The sequence below is a fragment of the Streptomyces sp. NPDC020983 genome (assembly GCF_044333485.1).
Taxonomy (GTDB): domain Bacteria; phylum Actinomycetota; class Actinomycetes; order Streptomycetales; family Streptomycetaceae; genus Actinacidiphila.
The window spans coordinates 362,824-382,118 of record NZ_JBIRRA010000009.1 but is presented as its reverse complement, the minus strand read 5'-3'; the positions used below and the strand labels follow the sequence as shown (position 1 = coordinate 382,118).

The window sequence follows — 19,295 nt, the reverse complement described above, 5'->3', positions numbered from 1 at the left end:
CGCTGCACCTTGATCGGACGGGAGCTGACGAAGTGGCCGACACCGCAGGGAAGTCGCCGGGGCGGGTGCTGATCGCCGCCGACAAGTTCAAGGGCTCGCTCACCGCGGTGCAGGTCGCCGAGCACGTCGCCGCGGGCCTGCGGGCGGCCGCGCCCGGCCTCGACATCGCATCGCTGCCCGTCGCGGACGGCGGCGACGGCACGGTGGACGCCGCCGTCGCCGCGGGCTTCACGCGGCGCACGGTACGCGTCACCGGGCCGCTCGGCGAGCCCGTCGAGGCGTCGTACGCGCTCCGCGAGGGCACCGCCGTCGTCGAGATGGCCGAGGCCTCCGGGCTGCGCCACCTGCCCCGCGGCGTCTTCGCGCCGCGCACCGCCACCACGTACGGCACGGGCGAGCTGCTGCGGGCCGCGCTCGACGCCGGCGCCCGCAGCATCGTGCTCGGCGTCGGCGGCAGCGCCACCACGGACGGCGGGGCCGGGATGCTCGCCGCCCTCGGCGCCCGGCTGCTGGACGCGGAAGGCGCCCCCGTCGCACCCGGCGGCGCCGCGCTCGCGGGCCTCGCCACCGCCGATCTCGCCGGGCTCGACCCGCGGCTCGCCGCGACCGGCGTCGTGCTCGCCAGTGACGTCGACAACCCGCTGCTCGGTCCCACGGGCGCGGCCGCGGTCTACGGGCCGCAGAAGGGCGCGAACGCCGAGGACGTCCGCGCCCTCGACGCGGCGCTCGCGCACTACGCGGACGTCCTCGGCGCCGCCGACCTCGCCGCCGCGCCCGGCGCGGGGGCCGCGGGGGGTATCGGCTTCGGGGCGCTCGTCGCCCTGCGGGCGGCCTTCCGGCCCGGCATCGACGTCCTGCTGGACGTCCTCGGTTTCGCGGAGGCCCTGGAGGGCGCGGCCCTCGTCATCACCGGCGAGGGCTCCCTCGACGAGCAGACGCTGCACGGCAAGGCGCCGGTCGGCGTCGCCCGCGCCGCCGCCGCCCGCGGCGTGCCGGTCGCCGCGGTGTGCGGGCGGCTCGCGGTGCCGCCCGCCGCGCTCGCCGCCGCGGGCATCAGCGCGGCGTACCCGCTGTCCGCCCTCGAACCCGACCCCGCCCGCTCCATCGCCGCGGCCGGCCCCCTCCTCGAACGCGTCGCCGCCACCCTCGCGGAGGACCTGCTGCTCTGAGCCCAGGCGCTCCGCGCCGGGCGCACCGGGCGCGCGGGCGGCCCCCCACCGCCCCGCGACACCGGCGGGTGGCCACGGCCCGAAGGGGGCGTTGCCGCCGCCTCCGGGCCGCCGGGCGGTGGGGGGCCGCCCGCGCGGATCCCGCGCCCCCGGGAAACGCCCGCCCGGCGGCGCGGGCGCAGCCGGGCGGGCGCACCCCGCGGCGGGAAACGCAAACCCGGCCGCGCGGAGTGAAGCTCACTCCTCGCGGCCGGGCAGGGAACGCGCGGTTACCGCAGGGGGGTGGCCCGGGCCTCGCGGCGGTTGGCGCGGATCGTGTTCACACGGCGCGTCGTGGCGAAGCACGGGATGACCGCCGCGGCCACGCACTGGAGCGCGGCCCCGGTCTGGAGCAGCTGGTGCCCGCCGGGCACGTCCAGCGTCCAGGCCGTGAGGCAGCCCATGCTCACCATGGTCCAGGCGAAGGTGATCGCGGCGAGCCGCCCGCGCGGCTTCGGGTACTCGACGCGGCTCACCATGAGCCACGCCACACCCACGATCGCGGCGATGGTCGGCGCGAAGGGCAGCTCCAGCAGGACCAGGGAGACCACCGTCATGGCCCCGAAGGGGCTGGGCATGCCCTGGAAGACGCCGTCCCGCAGCGTCGTGCAGGAGAAGCGCGCGAGGCGCAGCACGACCGCGAGGACGACGAGGACGGCCGCGGCCGCGGAGACCTTGCCGTACGCGTCGTCGGCGACCAGGCCCCACACGACCACGAAGTACGCCGGGGCGAGCCCGAAGCTGATGAGGTCGGAGAGGTTGTCCAGCTCCGCGCCCATCGCCGAGCTGCGCAGCTTGCGCGCGACCAGGCCGTCGAAGAGGTCGAAGACGGAGGCCAGCAGCATGAGCGAGACCGCAGTGGCGGCGCTGTGCTTGGACATGCCGCCGTCGCTGGTGCCGTTCAGGTGCGGGACGAGCACCCCGGTGGTGGTGAAGTACACCGCCAGGAAGCCGCAGATCGCGTTGCCGAGTGTGAGCGCGTCCGCGATGGACAGCCGGGTGGACAGGGGGAGGTCGTCGACCTCGTCCTGGAGTTCGGTCACCCAGTCGGACTGCGCCGTGTCGCCGTCAGTCACGGTCAAGGCGTGTCACCCCAGCCGTGGTCGTCTGCCCGACCTCGACGCCCGCCTCGATGCCCTCGGGGAGGTAGACGTCGACGCGCGAGCCGAAGCGGATGAGCCCGATGCGGTCGCCCTGCTCGACCTTGCAGCCGCGCGGCACGTACGGCACGATCCGGCGCGCGACGGCGCCGGCGATCTGCACCATCTCGATGTCGCCGAGAGCGGTGTCGAAGTGCCACACGACCCGCTCGTTGTTCTCGCTCTCCTTGTTGAACGCCGGCACGAACCCGCCCGGGACGTGCTCGACGGAGGAGATCGTGCCGGCCAGCGGAGCGCGGTTGACGTGCACGTTCAGCGGGCTCATGAAGATCGCGACGCGGGTGCGCCCGTCCTTCCACGGCATGACGCTCTGGACCACGCCGTCGGCCGGGCTGATCACCCGGCCCTCGGCGATCTCCCGCTCGGGGTCGCGGAAGAACCACAGCATCCCGGCAGCCAGGGCGGTGGCGGGGACTGCCACGGTCGCCCAGCGGCCGGAGTGGCGCGCCTTGACGAGGGAGACCGCTGCGGTGGCGACGGTCGGGAGGAGCCACGGTGATGCTCCGCGGGCGAGGCGGACCCGGCCGAGCGGTGCAGGGGAATGGCTGTGGGGCATGGAAGACCTTCGTAGCGGAGGATGCCGCGAATTGCTTCTGGGGACGGCGGCTTTGGTCGATGGTATCGGCTGACACCGGTAACTGGGCAAGCGCGAGGGCGAGTCGATGGCCGGTTCTGGTGGCTGCCGGGCAGCCGAAACCACGGATCGGTGTGATGTTTGCCTCGGATAAATCAGTTCAAAACCGGACATTTACCCCTGGATTCGATACTCCTCCAGAAGTCGCCGTCCGATGATCATTTTCTGGATCTCGGCGGTGCCCTCGCCGATCAGGAGCATCGGGGCCTCCCGGTACAGCCGCTCGATCTCGTACTCCTTGGAGAAGCCGTAGCCGCCGTGGATGCGGAAGGCGTCCTCGACGACTTCTTTGCAGAACTCCGATGCGAGATATTTCGCCATGCCCGCCTCCAGGTCGTTCCGCTCGCCGGAATCCTTCTTGCGTGCGGCATTGACCATCATCTGGTGGGCGGCCTCCACTTTGGTGGCCATTTCGGCGAGCTTGAACTGCACCGCCTGGTGCTGGGCGATCTGCTTGCCGAAAGTGTGCCGCTGCTGTGCGTAGCCGATGCCCAGCTCGAAGGCCCGCTTGGCGACACCGCACCCGCGCGCGGCCACGTTCACCCGGCCCACCTCGACGCCGTCCATCATCTGGTAGAAGCCGCGCCCGGTGGCCCCGCCGAGGACCCGGTCCGCGGGGATCCGCACGTCCTGGAGCACCAGCTCGGTGGTGTCGACGCCCTTGTAGCCCATCTTCTCGATCTTGCCGGGCACGGTCAGGCCCGGCACGGTGGCGTTGGGGCCGAAGCCGGGCTCCTTCTCGATCAGGAAGGTGGTCATCGAGCGGTGCGGCGGGGCGTCCGCCGGCTGCCCCTCGTCGGTGCGGCACAGCACCGCCACCAGGTTCGACGAGCCGCCGTTGGTCAGCCACATCTTCTGGCCGTTGATCACGTAGTCGTCCCCGTCGCGGACGGCCCTCGTCCGGATCGCGGACACGTCGGAGCCGAGGCCCGGCTCCGACATCGAGAACGCGCCGCGCACCTCGCCGGCCGCCATCCGCGGCAGGAAGTGGTCCTTCTGCTCCTGGGTGCCGTGCTGGCGGATCATGTACGCGACGATGAAGTGCGTGTTGATGATCCCCGACACGCTCATCCAGCCGCGCGCGATCTCCTCCACGGCCAGTGCGTAGGTCAGCAGCGACTCGCCGAGGCCGCCGTACTCCTCGGGGATCATCAGCCCGAAGACGCCGAGCGCCTTGAGCCCCTCGACGATCTCCAGGGGGTACTCGTCGCGGTGCTCCAGCTCGGTGGCGACCGGCAGGATCTCCTTGTCGACGAAGTCCCGGACGGTGCTCAGGATCTCCCGCTGGATCTCGGTCAGCCCGTCGGTGTGTGCGAGACGGTCGGCCATGTCACTTCCCTTCCGGCAGGGGCTGCGGCTGCGGACGGCCCGGCTGCTCGCCGCCGCGCTGCTCGACGTAGCGGGCGGTCGGCACCATCACCTTGCGGTGGAAGACGCACACCAGGGTGCCGTCCTGGTTGTGGCCGCGGGTCTCGACGCGGACGATGCCGCGGTCGTCCCGGCTCTTGGACGGCCACTTGTCCAGCACCGTCGTCTCGCCGTAGATCGTGTCGCCGTGGAAGGTCGGCGCGACGTGCCGCAGCGACTCGACCTCCAGGTTGGCGATGGCCTTGCCCGAGACGTCCGGCACCGACATGCCGAGCAGCAGCGAGTAGACGTAGTTGCCGACGACCACGTTGCGGCCGAAATCGGTGGTCTTCTCCGCGTAGTTGGCATCCATGTGCAGCGGGTGGTGGTTCATGGTGAGGAGGCAGAAGAGGTGGTCGTCGTACTCCGTGACCGTCTTCCCCGGCCAGTGCCGGTAGACGGCACCGACCTCGAACTCCTCGTAGGTGCGGCCGAACTGCACAGTCATACCTCCAGCTTGTCCGGGTCTTCGAGCCCGGCGAACTCTTCGAGCCCGTTCGCGCGCCGGATCTCGTCCACGATCCGGCCGATGATCCCGGTGATACCGAAATCCCTGGGCGTGAACACCGCCGCCACACCGGCCGCCCGCAGGGCGGCGGCGTCCGCGGCCGGGATGATCCCCCCGACGACCACCGGCATGTCGTCCGCACCCGCGGCGCGCAGCCGCTCCAGCACGTCCGGCACCAGCGCGCTGTGCGAGCCGGAGAGGATCGACAGCCCCACGCAGTGCACGTCCTCGGCCACGGCGGCCGCCACGATCTGCTCGGGCGTCAGCCGTATGCCCTGGTAGACGACCTCGAAGCCGGCGTCGCGGGCGCGTACGGCGATCTGCTCGGCGCCGTTGGAGTGCCCGTCCAGGCCCGGCTTGCCGACCAGCAGCCGCAGCCGCCCGCCGCCCAGCTCCCGCGCGGTCGCCGCGACCCGGCGGCGCACCTCCGCGAGCGGCCCGCCGTCGCCGGACGTCACCGCGACCGGCGCGCCGCCGACCCCGGTGGGGGCGCGGAACTCACCGAAGACCTCGCGCAGCGCCCCCGCCCACTCGCCGGTCGTCACGCCCGCCCTGGCGCACTCCAGGGTCGCCGGCATCAGGTTGTCGGTGCCCTCGGCGGCCTCCCGCAGCGCGGCCAGCGCCGACTTGGCGCGCGGCTCGTCGCGTTCGCGCCGCCACTCCTCCAGCGCGGCCACCACACGTGCCTCGGTGGCCGGGTCGACGGTGGTGATCGCGGTGTCCAGATCGGCCGTCAGCGGGCTCGGCTCGGTGGCCTGGTGGACGTTGACGCCGACGATCTTCTCCTCGCCCGACTCGATGCGCGCCCGCCGTGCCGCGTGCGAGGCCACCAGTTCCGACTTCAGGTAGCCGGACTCCACGGCCGCCATCGCGCCGCCCATCTCCTCGATGCGCGCCATCTCGGCGGTCGCCCGCTCCACCAGCTCGGCGACCTTGGCCTCGACGACACGGCTGCCGTCGAAGAGGTCCGGGTACTCCAGCAGGTCGCTCTCGTAGGCGAGCACCTGCTGGATGCGCAGGCTCCACTGCTGGTCCCAGGGCCGCGGCAGGCCCAGCGCCTCGTTCCACGCCGGGAGCTGGACGGCGCGGGCACGGGCGTCCTTCGACAGCGTCACGGCCAGCATCTCCAGCACGATGCGCTGCACGTTGTTCTCCGGCTGCGCCTCGGTCAGCCCCAGCGAGTTGACCTGCACCCCGTAGCGGAAGCGGCGCTGCCGCGGGTCCTCGACGCCGTAGCGCTCGCGCGTCACGGTGTCCCAGATCCGGCCGAAGGCGCGCATCTTGCACATCTCCTCGACGAAGCGCACCCCGGCGTTCACGAAGAAGGAGATCCGTCCCACCACCTCGCCGCGCCGCTCCTCGGGCACCTGCCCCGAGGCGAACACGGCGTCCAGCACGGCGACCGCGGTGGACATCGCGTACGCGATCTCCTGCACCGGCGTGGCCCCCGCCTCCTGGAGGTGGTAACTGCAGATGTTGATGGGGTTCCAGCGCGGGATGTGGTGGACCGCGTACGTGATCATGTCCGTGGTCAGCCGCAGCGACGGGACGGGCGGGAAGACGTGCGTCCCGCGCGACAGGTACTCCTTGACGATGTCGTTCTGCGTCGTGCCCTGGAGGGCGGCCAGTTCGGCGCCCTGCTCCTCGGCGACCACCTGGTAGAGCGCCAGCAGCCACATGGCGGTGGCGTTGATGGTCATCGAGGTGTTCATGCGGTCCAGCGGGATGTCCGCGAACAGCCGCCGCATGTCGCCCAGGTGCCCGACCGGCACCCCGACCCGTCCGACCTCGCCGCGCGCCAGGACGTGGTCGGAGTCGTAACCGGTCTGCGTCGGAAGGTCGAAGGCGACGGACAGGCCGGTCTGGCCCTTGGCGAGATTGCGCCGGTAGAGCGCGTTGGACTCCTCCGCGGTCGAGTGGCCCGCGTAGGTCCGCATCAGCCAGGGGCGGTCGCGCTGCCCGGGGCCGCTCATGCGACGGCTCCCGCGGCTCCCGCGGACCGCGCGGGCGCCGGCGCGGCCGCCGGGGCCGCTGTCGCCGCGTCGCGGAAGAGGTTGATGGACGCCAGGTGGCGTTCACGCATCTCGGGGTCGGTCACTCCCATGCCTTCCTCAGGGGCCAGCGCGAGAACGCCGACCTTGCCGTGGTGGAGGTTGCGGTGCACGTCGTACGCGGCCTGGCCGGTCTGCGCCAGAGGGTAGGAGCGGGACAGTGTCGGATGGATCCTCCCCTTGGCGATCAGCCGGTTGGCCTCCCAGGCCTCACGGTAGTTGGCGAAGTGCGAGCCCACGATGCGCTTGAGGGACATCCACAAGTACCGGTTGTCGTACTCGTGGGTGTAGCCGGAGGTGGAGGCGCAGGTGACGACGGTGCCGCCCTTGCGGGTGACGTAGACGCTGGCGCCGAAGGTCTCGCGGCCGGGGTGCTCGAAGACGATGTCGACGTCCTCGCCGCCGGTCAGTTCGCGGATGCGGGCGCCGAAGCGCTTCCACTCCTTCGGGTCCTGGGTGTGCTCGTCGCGCCAGAAGCGGTAGCCCTCGGCGCTGCGGTCGATGACGGCCTCCGCGCCCATCGCCCGGCAGATCGCCGCCTTCTCGGGGCTGGACACCACGCAGATCGGCGTGGCGCCGCCGGCGAGCGCGAACTGCGTGGCGTAGGAGCCCAGTCCGCCGCTGGCGCCCCAGATGAGGACGTTGTCGCCCTGCTTCATCGCGGCGCCGTTGCGGGAGACGAGCTGCCGGTAGGCGGTGGAGTTGACCAGGCCGGGGGCGGCGGCCTCCTCCCAGCTCAGGTGCTCCGGCTTGGGCATCAGCTGGTTGGACTTGACCAGGGCGATCTCGGCCAGGCCGCCGAAGTTGGTCTCGAAGCCCCAGATGCGCTGCTCCGGGTCGAGCATGGTGTCGTCGTGCCCGTCGGCCGACTCCAGCTCCACGCTCAGGCAGTGCGCCACGACCCGGTCGCCCGGCCGCCACTTGTTGACGCCCGGCCCGGTGCGCAGCACGACGCCCGCGAGGTCGGAGCCGATGACGTGGTAGGGCAGGTCGTGGCGCCTGGCGAGCGGTGAGGTGCGGCCGTAGCGCTCCAGGAACGCGAAGGTCGAGACGGGCTCGAAGATCGACGTCCAGACCGAGTTGTAGTTCACCGAGCTGGCCATGACCGCGACCAGCGCCTCGCCGGGGCCGACCTCGGGCACCGGCACCTCGTCCAGGTGCAGCGACTTGCGCGGGTCCTTGTCGCGGGTGGCCAGGCCGGAGAACATCTCGGCCTCGTCCTTGTGCACGGTGACCGCGCGGTAGGACTCGGGCAGCGGCAGGGCCGCGAAGTCGGCGCTGCTGCCGGGGCCTTCGGCCGCGATCACGGCGTCCAGGATTTCCTTCATGTGACTCGCCTCCGGCGAAGCGTTCCGCCGCCGTGCCCCGCCGCGTGCCGCGGGTGCGCGGCTGCGGCGGGACGCCGGGGGAACGCTGGGGTCGGGTGGGGTGAGGGTGCCGTCGTCGGTCCGGCGAGGACGGAAACGGAACGGGTGGAGCGAAGGAACCGCGCGGTGGCGCGGAGGGCCTGTGACGCAGGCGTCCGGGCCATGGGGAACAGCCGGCCTGCGGGGGGTCACCGCGGCCGTCCGCCCGGACTGGGGATACCGTATGGCACCGCGTGCCAGTCGTAAAGACACTGCGTGCCATATTTTTCTTTTCAGTGTCACCCCGCCCGGGGCGGCAGGCAACAGCGGCCGCCCGGGTGATCCGGACGGCCGCCGAGCGGGCTTTTCGTGGCAGGTGGGGAGATCAGGCCCTGCGGAGGGCCTCCTCGATGCTGCGCAGGATCTGCGCGGGCGAGGCGTCGGTGCGCGCCACCGCGACGACGACCTCGTCCTGCCGGGTCACCGTCGCGGGCCGGGAGGCCGCGCCCCGGGACGGTATCCGCCCCGCCCCGATGCCCGTGCCGAAGGTCGCCTTGATGACGTCGAAGGCGTGCTCCAGCTGCGCCTCCACGTCGCCCTTACCGTCCGCCCGCAGCCAGCGCCGCAGCACGTGGTTGTGCGCGGCGACCACCGCGGAGGCGGCGACCTCCGCGAGCAGCGGGTCGTCGTCGCCGTAGCCCTGCGCGCTCTCGTCGAAGTGGCCCAGCAGATAGCGGGTGAAGAGGCGCTCGTAACGGGCCACCGAGGCGATCTCGCGCTCCCGCAGCGTCGGCACCTCGCGCGTCAGCCGGTAGCGCTCCACCGAGACCTCGGGCAGCTGCGCGTACATCCGCAGCACCTCGGTGATGCCGCGGCACACCGTGTCCAGCGGGTGCTCGTGCGGGTCGGCGGAGTCCAGCACCTCCTGCACGCGCACCAGCGTGTCGTCGTGGTCGGGGAAGATGGCCTCTTCCTTGGAACGGAAGTGCCGGAAGAAGGTCCGCCGCGCCACACCCGCGGCCGCCGCGATCTCGTCGACCGTCGTGGCCTCGTAGCCCTGCGTCGCGAAAAGGTGCATCGCGGCCGCCGCCAGGTCCTGCCGCACGCGCTGCCGCTGGGCGGCGGCACGGGGGACGTTCGCGGCCTCGGGGACGCCGGACTTCGCGGACTGGGGCATGTGGGGAACGTAACACGGCGGACCGCCCCGCCCGGCACCCGGGGGAAAAGAGCCCCAGTTCGGGGCGGGCGGGGCACGGCCGCGGCGCTTCCCGGGCGTTCAGCGGCGGGCATACTCGCGGAAGCCGCGGCCCGTCTTGCGGCCCAGGCACCCCGCGGACACCAGATGCTCCAGCAGCGGCGCGGGCGCCAGGCCCGGGTCGCGGAATTCGTCGTGCAGCACCTGCTCGATGGCCAGCGACACGTCCAGGCCCACCACGTCCAGCAGCTCGAAGGGCCCCATCGGGTAACCGCCGCCGAGCTTCATCGCTGCGTCGATCGCGTCCACGCTCGCGTAGTGGTCCTGGAGCATCTTCACGGCGTTGTTGAGGTACGGGAAGAGCAGCGCGTTGACGATGAAGCCCGCGCGGTCCCCGCAGTCCACCGGGTGCTTGCGCACCCGCGCACACACCCCGTGCAGTGTCGCCCGCACGTCCTCCCCGGTCAGGACGGTGGAGACGACCTCGACCAGCTTCATCGCCGGCGCCGGGTTGAAGAAGTGCATCCCGGCGACGTCCTGCGGGCGCCCGGTCACCCGGGCGATCGCCACCACCGGCAGGGAGGACGTCGTCGTGGCCAGGACCGCGCCGGGGCGGCACACCTTGTCCAGCGTCCGGAACAGCTCCTGCTTCACGAACAGGTCCTCCGCCACCGCCTCCACCACCAGATCGGCCGGCGCCAGGTCGTCGTAGGAGACGGCGGGCGTCACGAGCGCCACCGCCGCGTCCCGCTGCCCGGCGTCCAGCCGTCCCCGGGCCACCGCGCGGTCCAGGCCCGCGGCGACCCGCGCCACCGCCTGCTCGGCCTTCTCCGGACTGCGGGCCGCCAGCAGCACCGGGAAGCCCGACCTGGCGAAGACCTCGGCGATACCGGTCGCCATCGTCCCGGACCCGGCCACGCCCACCGTGCGGACCTCGCGCCCGCGGGCGGCGGGTGCGGCCGTGACGTCAGGGAGGCCCGGCTCGGGTACGACCGCGGAGCTGCCCGGCGCCTGGTAGCGGTAGAAGCCGCGGCCGGACTTGCGGCCGTGCAGCCCCGCCGCGGCGAGCTGGCGCAGCACGGGTGCGGGGGAGTGCAGGCGGTCCCTGGTGGCCTCGTACATGGCGTCCAGCACGGTCGTGGCCGTGTCGATGCCGATCAGGTCCAGGAGCGCGAGCGGTCCCATGGGCAGGCCGCAGCCGAGCCGCATGGCCGCGTCGATGTCCTCGCGGGTGGCGTAGCGCGACTCGTACATCGCGGCCGCCTGGTTGAGGTAGCCGAACAGCAGGCCGTCGGCGATGAAGCCGGGCCGGTCGCCGACGGGGACCGGCTCCTTGCCGAGGCTGCGCACCAGCGCGGTGACGGCCGCCGTGGTCTGCGGCGAGGTCAGCACCGTCGAGACGACCTCGACCAGCTTCATGGCGGGTGCGGGCGCGAAGAAGTGCAGGCCCAGCACCCGGTCGGGGCGCCCGGTTTCGGCCGCGAGGCGGGTCACGGACAGCGCGTTGGTGCCCGTCGCGAGGATCGCCTCCGGCTTGGCCAGCCGGTCCAGGGCGGTGAAGACGTCCCGCTTGACCTCGTAGCGCTCGTCGACGACCTCGACGACCAGATCCGCGGCGGCGGCCGCCCGCAGGTCGGGGAAGGTGCGGAAGCGGGCGAGCGCGTCGGCCCGCTCGTCCGCGGTGCAGCGCCCGCGCTCCACCGCGCGGGCCGTCGACCGCTCCAGGGCGGCGACCGCGCGGCGGGCGGCGCCGGCGTCGGTGTCCACGCCGATCACCTCGTGCCCGGCGCGGGTCAGGACCTCGGCGATCCCGGTGCCCATGGTGCCCAGGCCCACGACGGCGACGACGGACAGGGGAGCGGCGGCGGGCTGCGCCGCGCGGGTGGCGGATGCGGGTGACGCGGGGGGTGCGGAGGGACGGGACATCGCGTGACTCCAGACGCTGGGAAGCGCGTGCGCGCCGCGGCGCGCACGGCGGGACGAGGGTGGGTGGAGTCGCGGGGCAGCCGGTGTGGTGGGGGCGCGCCCGCGGGAGACCTGGCCCGGCCCTGTCCCGGGGCCGGGCCGCGACGATGCCGGACCGAACGTGGTCGTGCGGTGCGCGGCGGCTGCGTCACCAGGCCGCCTCGCACGGTGCTTTCGAGGGTAACCGGCGGGTAACTTGAGCGCCACCCCCGCGCGCATGTGATCTGGGTCGCCGACAGATGAGCGGCCCGGGGAGTGGAGCCGGGCGCCGCCCGCGCGCCCCCGTGGCGCACGGACGGCCGCCTCCGCGCGGCGTCAGAGCAGCGTCAGCTGCGTGTCGCCCGGCTCGGCCCGGTCCCGCTCCCCTCCGGACTCCGGCTCCCGCTCCCGGGCCGCCCCGCCGTCCGCCCCCGCCCTGCGGAAGCCGCCGGCCGGGCCGCACCCGAACTCCGCGGCGAACTCGTGCACCTGGCGGGTGATGCGGCGCTGGTACCACGTCGGCGCGTACGAGCCGCCCGCGTACATCGCCTCGTAGCGCCGAACGAGATGCGGGTGCTCGCGGGCCAGCCACGCCATGTACCACTCCCGGGCGCCGGGCCGCAGGTGCAGCACCAGCGGGGTGACGGAGCCGGCGCCCGCGGCGGCGATCGCCCGCACCGTCGCGCGCAGCTGCTCCGGCGAGTCGCTGAGGAAGGGCAGCACCGGCGCCATCAGCACCGACGCCGGTATGCCGTTCTCCGCGAGGGTGCGGCAGACCGCCAAGCGCGTCTGGGGGGACGGGGTGCCCGGCTCGACGCTGCGCCACAGCTCACCGTCGAGGAAGCCGACCGACAGCGCGATGGACACCTCCGTGACGCGCGCGGCCTGCCGCAGCAGCTCCAGGTCGCGCAGGATCAGCGAGCCCTTGGTGAGGATCGAGAAGGGGTTGGCGCGATCCCGCAGCGCGGCGAGGATGCCGGGCATCAGCTGGTAGCGGCCCTCGGCGCGCTGGTAGCAGTCGACGTTGGTGCCCATCGCCACGTGCTCGCCCCGCCAGCGCGGCGCGGCCAGTTCCCGGCGCAGCAGTTCCGGTGCGTTGGTCTTCACCACGATCTGGGTGTCGAAGCCGAGCCCGGTGTCCAGGTCCAGGTAGCTGTGCGTCTTGCGCGCGAAGCAGTAGACGCAGGCGTGGCTGCACCCGCGGTAGGGGTTCACCGTCCACTCGAAGGGCATGCGCGACGCGCCCGGCACCCGGTTGAGGATCGACCGGGCGCGCACCTCGTGGAAGGTGATGCCGCGGAATTCGGGCGTGTCGAACCGGCGGGTCACCGCGTCGGTGCCGAAGAGCGCGGCTGTCGCGTCCTCCCCGCCCAGCTGTTCCCAGCGCATCGCGCCCTCCCTGCGGTCGTCCGGTGTGCCGTTCTCCTCCACAATAGAACACAGATTCGAAAATCAGGTGTGGTTGGCTTGTGCGGCGCGTGAGGAACGCGCACCGACACGGACCGAGGAGAATCAATGGCGCTGGTCGAGGCCACCACCGAGCGGATCGTCGCCGCGGAGCCGGAGCGGGTCTACGCGGCCCTCGCCGACTACGCGGGCACCCGCGGCCGGGTGCTGCCTGAGCAGTTCAGTGAGTACGAGGTGCGCGAGGGCGGCAAGGGTGCCGGCACTCTCGTGCACTGGCGGCTCCAGGCCACGAGCAAGCGGGTGCGCGACTGCCTGCTGGACGTCACCGCTCCCGCCGAGCTGCAGCTGCTGGAGAGCGACCGCAACTCCAGCATGACCACCGCCTGGACGGTGAGCGACGCCGGCGGCGGCCGCAGCAAGGTCGTCGCCACGACCCGCTGGCAGGGCGCGGGCGGCGTCGGCGGCTTCTTCGAGCGCACCTTCGCGCCCAAGGGCCTCAACCGCATCTACGACGAGATCCTGGCGAAGTTCGCCGCCGAGGTCGAGACCGGCGGCTGAGCCGGGGCCCCGCCGCCCGGCCGCCGCGGACGGGGCCGGACCGCCGCCCGCCGCCCTGGCCCGGGCCGTCACCCGACCGGTTTCACGATCTTTCACTGATACGGGTGGTTCTGCCTACTTCCTGAGAATCGCCGCGCCCCTGCTTCGTTGTCGCCTCATGGCGGAGACGGTGGCGGAGCAGGTGTGACGAGGGGAGTGACGGGTGGCAGGCAGCGCGCTCACGGCGCGGACGGCGGCACTGGCCGAGGGCGGCACAGGCGGCGGGAGCGGCGAGGACGGGGAGCGGGGCGGGGCCCGCGGCCCCGGCCCGCGGGAGGCGGCGGAGAGCGCCGGGGGCGCGGTCGTCCTGCTGGACGCGGGCGGCGGCCCCCCGCGGGACGCGCAGGGCGAGGCGCAGGAGCCGGAGGGTGCAGGGCCCGCCGGTCTGGCGCCGCGCCGGGTCCGGCTGGTCTTCCTGGGCCTGATGCTGGCCCTGCTGCTCGCCGCGCTCGACCAGATGATCGTGGCGACGGCACTGCCCAAGATCGTCGGCGAGCTGCACGGCCTCGACAGGATGTCGTGGGTCGTCACCGCGTATCTGCTGGCCTCCACGATCGGCCTGCCGATCTACGGCAAGCTCGGCGACCTCTTCGGCCGCAAGGGCGTCTTCCAGTTCGCGATCCTGACCTTCGTCGCCGGCTCCGCGCTGGCGGCCTGGTCGCGCTCCATGAACGAGCTGATCGCCTTCCGCGCCGTCCAGGGCATCGGCGGCGGCGGGCTGATGATCGGCGTCCAGGCGATCATGGCGGACATCGTCCCGCCCCGGGAGCGCGGGCGCTACATGGGCACCATCGGAGCCGCCTTCGGGCTCGCCTCGGTCGCCGGACCGCTGCTCGGCGGCTTCTTCACCGACCACGCCTCCTGGCGCTGGTGCTTCGCCGTCAACATCCCCTTCGGCCTGGTCACCCTCGCCGTCATCGCGCTGGTGCTCAAACTGCCCACGCCGGCCGCCCGTCCCAAACTGGACGTGCTCGGGGCGCTGCTGCTCGCCGCGGGCTCCACCTGCCTGGTGCTGCTCACCACCTGGGGCGGTTCCACCTACGGCTGGCGCTCCCGGGAGATCCTGGGGCTCGGCGCGGGCGCCGTCGGCTGCGCGCTGCTCTTCCTGGTCGTGGAGCGGTACGCTGCCGAGCCCGTCATCCCGCTGCGGCTCTTCCGGGACGGCGTCTTCAACGTCACGGCCGTCATCGGCTGCGTCGTCGGCGTCGCCCTCTTCGGCGCCGCCAGCTACCTGCCGACCTTCCTGCAGATGGTCGACGGCGCGAGCGCCACCAGCTCCGGCCTGCTGATGCTCCCGATGATGCTCGGCGTCGTCGTCGCCTCCGTCGTCGGCGGCCAGCTCATCAGCCGCACCGGGAGGTACAAGGTCTTCCCGGTCCTGGGCGGCGCCCTGTCCGCGGCCGGCATGTGGCTGCTGTCCCTGATGGACGCGGACACCCCGCAGGTCACCTACAGCGTCTACATGGCGGTGCTCGGCCTGGGCATCGGCCTGGTGCTGCCGGTGCTGGTGCTCGCCGTGCAGAATTCCGTACGCCCCTCCGACATCGGCGCCGCCACCAGCGCCAACAACTACTTCCGGCAGATCGGCGGCTCCGTGGGCGCCGCCGTCTTCGGCACGCTCTTCGCCGACCGCCTCGGCAAGCGCCTCGCCGTCGAACTGCCGCACGGCGCCCGGCTGCCCGACCCGCAGTCGGTCACCCCGCAACTCGTCCGCACCCTGCCCGCGGCGGTGCGCGACGGCTACGTGCGGGCCTACGCCGACGCCATGCCGCGCATCTTCCTCTACCTGGTGCCGGTGCTCGTCCTCGGCTTCCTCTTCGCCTTCCTGCTCAAGGAGAAACCCTTGGTCACCCAGCACGGCCCCGGGGCCGCGACCGCCACGACCACCGCGTACGACGGCCCCGCCGGGCACCTGGACGGCACGGCGGGCGACCCGCAGCTGCCCGGCGCCCGGACGGCCGCGTCCCCGCAGCACAGCGGGGTCGCCGTGTGCGGCAACGTCCAGCACTCCGACGGCAGCGGGGTCGGCCTCGCCGCGCTCACCCTCATCGACGGCACCGGCCGGCAGGTCGGCCGCGGCGCCACCGCCACGGACGGCCGCTTCGCCCTCAGCGCGCCGGGCGCGGGCAGCTACGTGCTCATCGCCGCGGCCGGCGGGCACCAGCCGCAGGCGGTCAGTGTCACGGTGGGGGAGCACCCGGTCGACCTCGACGTCGTCCTCGGCGGCGCGGGGCGCCTGGCCGGCGCGGTGCGCACCGCGGACGGCACACCGGTGCGCCAGGCCGTCGTGACGCTCACCGACGTCCGCGGCGACGTCGTGGGCACCGCCCGCAGCGGGCGCGAGGGCGAGTACGTCCTGACCGAGCTCGTCGCCGGCGAGTACACGCTGGCCGCGAGCGCCCCCGCCTTCCGGCCGGCCGCGCTCCCCGTCACCGTCCAGGCCTCCCGCGAGACCCGGCAGGACGTCGAGCTGGCCGGCGGCGCGGTCCTGCGCGGCACCGTCCGCGCGCCCGGCGGCCGCACGGTGGAGGACGCACGTGTGACCCTGCTGGACGCGGCGGGCAACGTCGTGGACTCCGTCACGACCGGCCCCGACGGCACCTTCCGCTTCGTCGACCTGGCGGCGGGGGAGTACACCGTCATCGCGGCGGGTTACCCGCCGGTGGCCACGGTCCTCCAGGTCGCGGGCGGCGGCCGCACCGAACGCGACCTCCAGCTGGGCCACCCGGACTAGCCCGCGCGCGGGTGCACCAGGGGCCGCGCCGCACGGCGCCGGCACGTCCCACGGGGGCGCGGACCGTCACGACCCGCACGGGCCGCCCGGTTCCGTCCGAGACCACCGGCCGGCCGCGGGGGCGTCCGCGCGGCTCGGCCCTCCCCGGGGAGGGCAGTGCCCGGCGGGGGCGCCGGGCACCCTGAAGGGGGAGGTCAGTCGGGCTTGGGGCACTGGGTGCCCCGGATGTCGGTGTAGGAGCCGCCGATGCGGTACGTGCCCGCCGCCGGAACGTAGAGCCGCGTCCACTCGCCGTCCGCGGCGAGGCACCCGTGGCGGTTGTCCTTGGCCCCCTCGATCCCGAGCACCGGCGACCACGGGATCCGCAGCAGCACGCTGCCGGCGTTCGGCATGGAGACGGTCAGCTCGGCCGGTCCGGCCTCCTCGACGGTGGCCGGCGGGTCGGCGAGCGGCTCGACCTCGCCGGCGACCTTGAAGACCTGCCAGTTCGCGTCGCTCCACACCGGGTGGAGCCACTCCGGGGCGGAGCGGACGATCTTCGCCTCGGCGACGGCCGCGCCGTCCGGCTCGTCGGCGGGCAGCACGACGTAGTAGACGCTCCAGTGCTCCAGCCACGCCTTGTACGTGTCGGGGTTGAGCGTGCCGTCGTAGAAGAGCGGGTTGCGCTCGACGTCGGCCTGCCGGTTCCAGCCGCGGGCCAGGTTGACGTACGGGGACAGGCCCGAGGCCTCCCAGTGGGAGCGCAGCGGGACGACCTCGACGCGCCCCCGGTCGGCCTGCACCTTCTGCAGCTCGGCGATGAGCGGCGGGGCGTGCCGCACGGTGGAGGTGACGGCGGTGGTGTTGACCTGGTCCACGATCGGCTTGGTGATCTGCCACGCCGCGACCCCGGCGAAGGCCAGCCACACGGCCACCAGCCGGTAGCCGGTCCACGTGCTGTCGCGCGCCACGAGGAGCATCACCGTGCCGCCGAAGAGCAGCGCCAGGCGCTCGACGTTGCTGCCGATGGGGGAGGGGACGATCCAGGTGAGCGCGACCCCGCCCGCGTAGACCCAGGAGCCGGCGTGGATCTCCCGCCACCTGCGCGGCACCACGAGTGCGGTGACGACGGCGATGGCGAACGGGATGATCGCGAAGTACCAGGCGAAGGGCTGCACCCCGTAGAAGGGGAAGAGCAGCGAGGTCGCCCCCACGACCAGCGGCGGCACGGCCGTCAGCACGTAGGCGTCGACCCGCCGCCCGGTGAGGAACAGCGAGGCGGCCAGCACCAGGACGAACAGGCCGGCCACCGGGCTGCACATGGTGGCCAGCGCCGTCATCGCCGCCGCGGTGGCCAGCTGCGGGGAGCGGCCCCGCAGGTTCTGCGCGGCCGGGAAGAGGACCAGTGTGGCGACCGTCGCGAAGAGCATGCCGAGCGCGAAGGTGACCCGGCCGGAGACGACGTCGCACCACAGGGCGAACGTCGTCCACAGCGCCGGCACCATCGGACGGCGGACGCCGATGCGGACCAGGAGCGCCGCGCCGGCCGTGGCGGACAGCGTGCCGGCGATCACCGCGGTCGTCCGCACCCCGAGCGCCGCCATGATGTACGGCGAGAGGATGCTGTACGAGGCGGGGTGCATACCGCCGTACCAGGAGAAGTTGTACGACGCCGACGGGTGGGCCCGTATGAAGTCGGTCCACGCGTACTGCGCGGCCATGTCGCCGGAGTCCTTGGCCAGGTAGAAGGCCCAGAGCAGGTGCAGTACGGCGGCCACCGCGGTGGCCACGACGACCGGGTGGCGCACGTTCACGCGGCGCAGCAGTTCCCTGGGTTTCCGTGGAGCGGAAACCTGTGCAGGCTGCCAGGTCGTCACAAGGCCTCTTCCGGTAGGGGACGTTGCGTTGCCGGCCGGGCGGCTTCCGGCGGGTCCGACCCCGACGCTCAGCAGGCCCGGATCGGGGTTCGACACAGGCTTCGGACGCTAGCACGCCGCGCGCGGTTGCCCGCGCGCGGGCGTACGGCGGATTCGGTGGTTACGGCCCGCGCTCCACCGTACCGGTCGTACCGTGGTGCCGGCATCGCAGATATTGCGCACGCGGGTGGCCCCACCTGCCGGGGAGCCGCCTCGCGGCTGCCGGTGGAAGTCGCCCGGCGGACCACGCAGGCCCGGATCTCCCCGGCCGGATCCCGCCCGCGGTGGTCATCGTGGATTGCGCCGGCCGGGTGTCGCACCGGGGCGGGGAAGCGTCTGCGCTCCCACCTCCGCGACGGCGCCCCGCCCGCCGCTCCCGGCGGCCCGGCGGGGGGCGCGGGCAGGACAGCGGGGTGGGCCGGGCCGCGCCCGCCACCGGGGCGCTCGCAGGTCACGGCGAGGGGAGTGAGGGGTCGCGTGAACGTCTCCGGCAGATACGCCAGGAGGTGGGAGAGCTTCTGGGAGGCCGCCCCGGACGGGCGCGGCGGCGTCTTCTGGGACGCCGAACCGGAACTGACCGCGGGCGGGCACCTGGCGCGCCTCACCGCCCACTTCGACCCCGGCCTGCCGCTGGTCGACCTCGGCTGCGGCAACGGCACGCTGACCCGCTTCCTGGCGGGCCGCTACGAGCGGGTCGTCGGCGTGGACCTCGCGCACGCGGCCGTCGCCCGCGCCACCCGCGACGACCCGCACGGGCTGGCCGCCTACCAGCAGCTCGACGGTGTCGACACCGACGCGGTGCGCGCCCTGCACGACGAGCTGGGCGACGCCAACGTCTACCTGCGCGACGTCCTCCACCACAGCGAGCCGGCCGACCGCGCGCGGCTGGTCGACGGCATCGCGATCCTCTGCGGAAGCCGCGGCCGGGTCTTCGCCGTGGAGCCGGCCGGGGCCGCCAGGGGGGTGCTGCTCGGCATCGCGCAGGGCCCCGCCGGTCCGCCGCCCGGGCTCGGCGCCGTCCTGCGGCACGGCGTCGCGCCCGCCGGGGCCGAGGACGCCGCGATGCCCGGCTACTTCGCCGCCGCGGGCCTCACGGTGCTCGCCGCCGGCGAGGAGCCGCTGGTGACCGCGGAGTTCCGCCCCGGCGGCGCACGGATCGAGCTGCCGTCACTGTGGCTGGTGGCGGGGATGTCCGCGTAATGTGACCTC

The 19,295-nt window shown here is 73.5% G+C and carries 14 protein-coding genes; 4 read left to right on the top strand and 10 right to left on the bottom strand.

The annotated features are described in order from the left end of the window. Window positions 1–32: 32 nt before the first annotated feature. Window positions 33–1,169: a glycerate kinase gene (locus ACH4SE_RS22620; protein WP_398545222.1), complete on the top strand. Its 1,137-nt coding sequence runs from the start codon at window positions 33–35 to the stop codon at window positions 1,167–1,169. Window positions 1,170–1,438: 269 nt separating this feature from the next. Here the strand turns inward: ACH4SE_RS22620 and pssA are convergent, their stop codons facing one another. From pssA to ACH4SE_RS22575, 9 genes are all read right to left on the bottom strand, one after another. Next, on the bottom strand, window positions 1,439–2,290 hold the full coding sequence (gene pssA, locus ACH4SE_RS22615) for a CDP-diacylglycerol--serine O-phosphatidyltransferase (RefSeq protein WP_398545221.1): 852 nt from the start codon (window positions 2,288–2,290) through the stop codon (window positions 1,439–1,441). Next, a complete protein-coding gene (locus ACH4SE_RS22610; RefSeq protein ID WP_398545220.1) occupies window positions 2,277–2,924 on the bottom strand; it encodes a phosphatidylserine decarboxylase in 648 nt (215 codons plus the stop codon). Before ACH4SE_RS22610 ends, pssA begins: the two co-directional genes overlap by 14 nt. 192 nt (window positions 2,925–3,116) lie before the next feature. After that, complete coding sequence (locus ACH4SE_RS22605; protein WP_398545219.1) at window positions 3,117–4,331, bottom strand: acyl-CoA dehydrogenase family protein; 1,215 nt, start codon at window positions 4,329–4,331, stop codon at window positions 3,117–3,119. Between the two features lies 1 nt (window position 4,332). Next, a complete protein-coding gene (locus tag ACH4SE_RS22600) occupies window positions 4,333–4,851 on the bottom strand; it encodes a MaoC family dehydratase (protein WP_398545268.1) in 519 nt (172 codons plus the stop codon). A 2-nt stretch (window positions 4,852–4,853) separates the two neighbouring features. Further along, the gene (locus ACH4SE_RS22595) at window positions 4,854–6,890 is read right to left on the bottom strand and encodes a protein meaA (protein ID WP_398545218.1); all 2,037 of its coding nucleotides are present in this window, start codon (window positions 6,888–6,890) and stop codon (window positions 4,854–4,856) included. Continuing rightward, on the bottom strand, window positions 6,887–8,296 hold the full coding sequence (gene ccrA, locus ACH4SE_RS22590) for a crotonyl-CoA carboxylase/reductase (protein ID WP_398545217.1): 1,410 nt from the start codon (window positions 8,294–8,296) through the stop codon (window positions 6,887–6,889). The genes ACH4SE_RS22595 and ccrA overlap by 4 nt, the downstream gene beginning before the upstream one ends. Window positions 8,297–8,699: 403 nt before the next feature. Beyond that, complete coding sequence (locus tag ACH4SE_RS22585; RefSeq protein ID WP_398545216.1) at window positions 8,700–9,491, bottom strand: TetR family transcriptional regulator; 792 nt, start codon at window positions 9,489–9,491, stop codon at window positions 8,700–8,702. Window positions 9,492–9,590: 99 nt separating this feature from the next. After that, entirely contained in the window at window positions 9,591–11,435 is a 1,845-nt protein-coding gene (locus tag ACH4SE_RS22580; RefSeq protein ID WP_398545215.1) for a 3-hydroxyacyl-CoA dehydrogenase family protein, read from the bottom strand. A 354-nt stretch (window positions 11,436–11,789) separates the two neighbouring features. Beyond that, a complete protein-coding gene (locus tag ACH4SE_RS22575; RefSeq protein WP_398545214.1) occupies window positions 11,790–12,842 on the bottom strand; it encodes an Rv2578c family radical SAM protein in 1,053 nt (350 codons plus the stop codon). Window positions 12,843–12,968: 126 nt separating this feature from the next. On the opposite strand from ACH4SE_RS22575, the gene ACH4SE_RS22570 reads away from it, so the two are divergent. Beyond that, complete coding sequence (locus tag ACH4SE_RS22570) at window positions 12,969–13,418, top strand: SRPBCC family protein (RefSeq protein ID WP_398545213.1); 450 nt, start codon at window positions 12,969–12,971, stop codon at window positions 13,416–13,418. Between the two features lie 202 nt (window positions 13,419–13,620). Beyond that, entirely contained in the window at window positions 13,621–16,191 is a 2,571-nt protein-coding gene (locus ACH4SE_RS22565; protein WP_398545212.1) for an MFS transporter, read from the top strand. A 194-nt stretch (window positions 16,192–16,385) separates the two neighbouring features. Here ACH4SE_RS22565 and ACH4SE_RS22560 read toward each other — a convergent pair whose 3' ends face one another. Continuing rightward, window positions 16,386–17,984 (bottom strand): MFS transporter, encoded by a 1,599-nt coding sequence (locus ACH4SE_RS22560; protein ID WP_398545211.1) that lies wholly within the window; start codon window positions 17,982–17,984, stop codon window positions 16,386–16,388. A 579-nt stretch (window positions 17,985–18,563) separates the two neighbouring features. Here ACH4SE_RS22560 and ACH4SE_RS22555 point away from each other — a divergent pair. Continuing rightward, window positions 18,564–19,286, top strand: coding sequence for a class I SAM-dependent methyltransferase (locus ACH4SE_RS22555; protein ID WP_398545210.1), 723 nt, complete (start codon window positions 18,564–18,566; stop codon window positions 19,284–19,286). Window positions 19,287–19,295 lie beyond the last annotated feature (9 nt).

What these genes read in the sequence shown, in the direction of transcription:
- ccrA (WP_398545217.1), bottom strand. Translation starts at nt 8,296, where the DNA reads ATGAAGGAAATCCTGGACGCCGTGATCGCGGCCGAAGGCCCCGGCAGC.
- ACH4SE_RS22595 (WP_398545218.1), bottom strand. Translation starts at nt 6,890, where the DNA reads ATGAGCGGCCCCGGGCAGCGCGACCGCCCCTGGCTGATGCGGACCTAC.
- ACH4SE_RS22585 (WP_398545216.1), bottom strand. Translation starts at nt 9,491, where the DNA reads ATGCCCCAGTCCGCGAAGTCCGGCGTCCCCGAGGCCGCGAACGTCCCC.
- ACH4SE_RS22610 (WP_398545220.1), bottom strand. Translation starts at nt 2,924, where the DNA reads ATGCCCCACAGCCATTCCCCTGCACCGCTCGGCCGGGTCCGCCTCGCC.
- ACH4SE_RS22570 (WP_398545213.1), top strand. Translation starts at nt 12,969, where the DNA reads ATGGCGCTGGTCGAGGCCACCACCGAGCGGATCGTCGCCGCGGAGCCG.
- ACH4SE_RS22605 (WP_398545219.1), bottom strand. Translation starts at nt 4,331, where the DNA reads ATGGCCGACCGTCTCGCACACACCGACGGGCTGACCGAGATCCAGCGG.
- ACH4SE_RS22575 (WP_398545214.1), bottom strand. Translation starts at nt 12,842, where the DNA reads ATGCGCTGGGAACAGCTGGGCGGGGAGGACGCGACAGCCGCGCTCTTC.
- ACH4SE_RS22580 (WP_398545215.1), bottom strand. Translation starts at nt 11,435, where the DNA reads ATGTCCCGTCCCTCCGCACCCCCCGCGTCACCCGCATCCGCCACCCGC.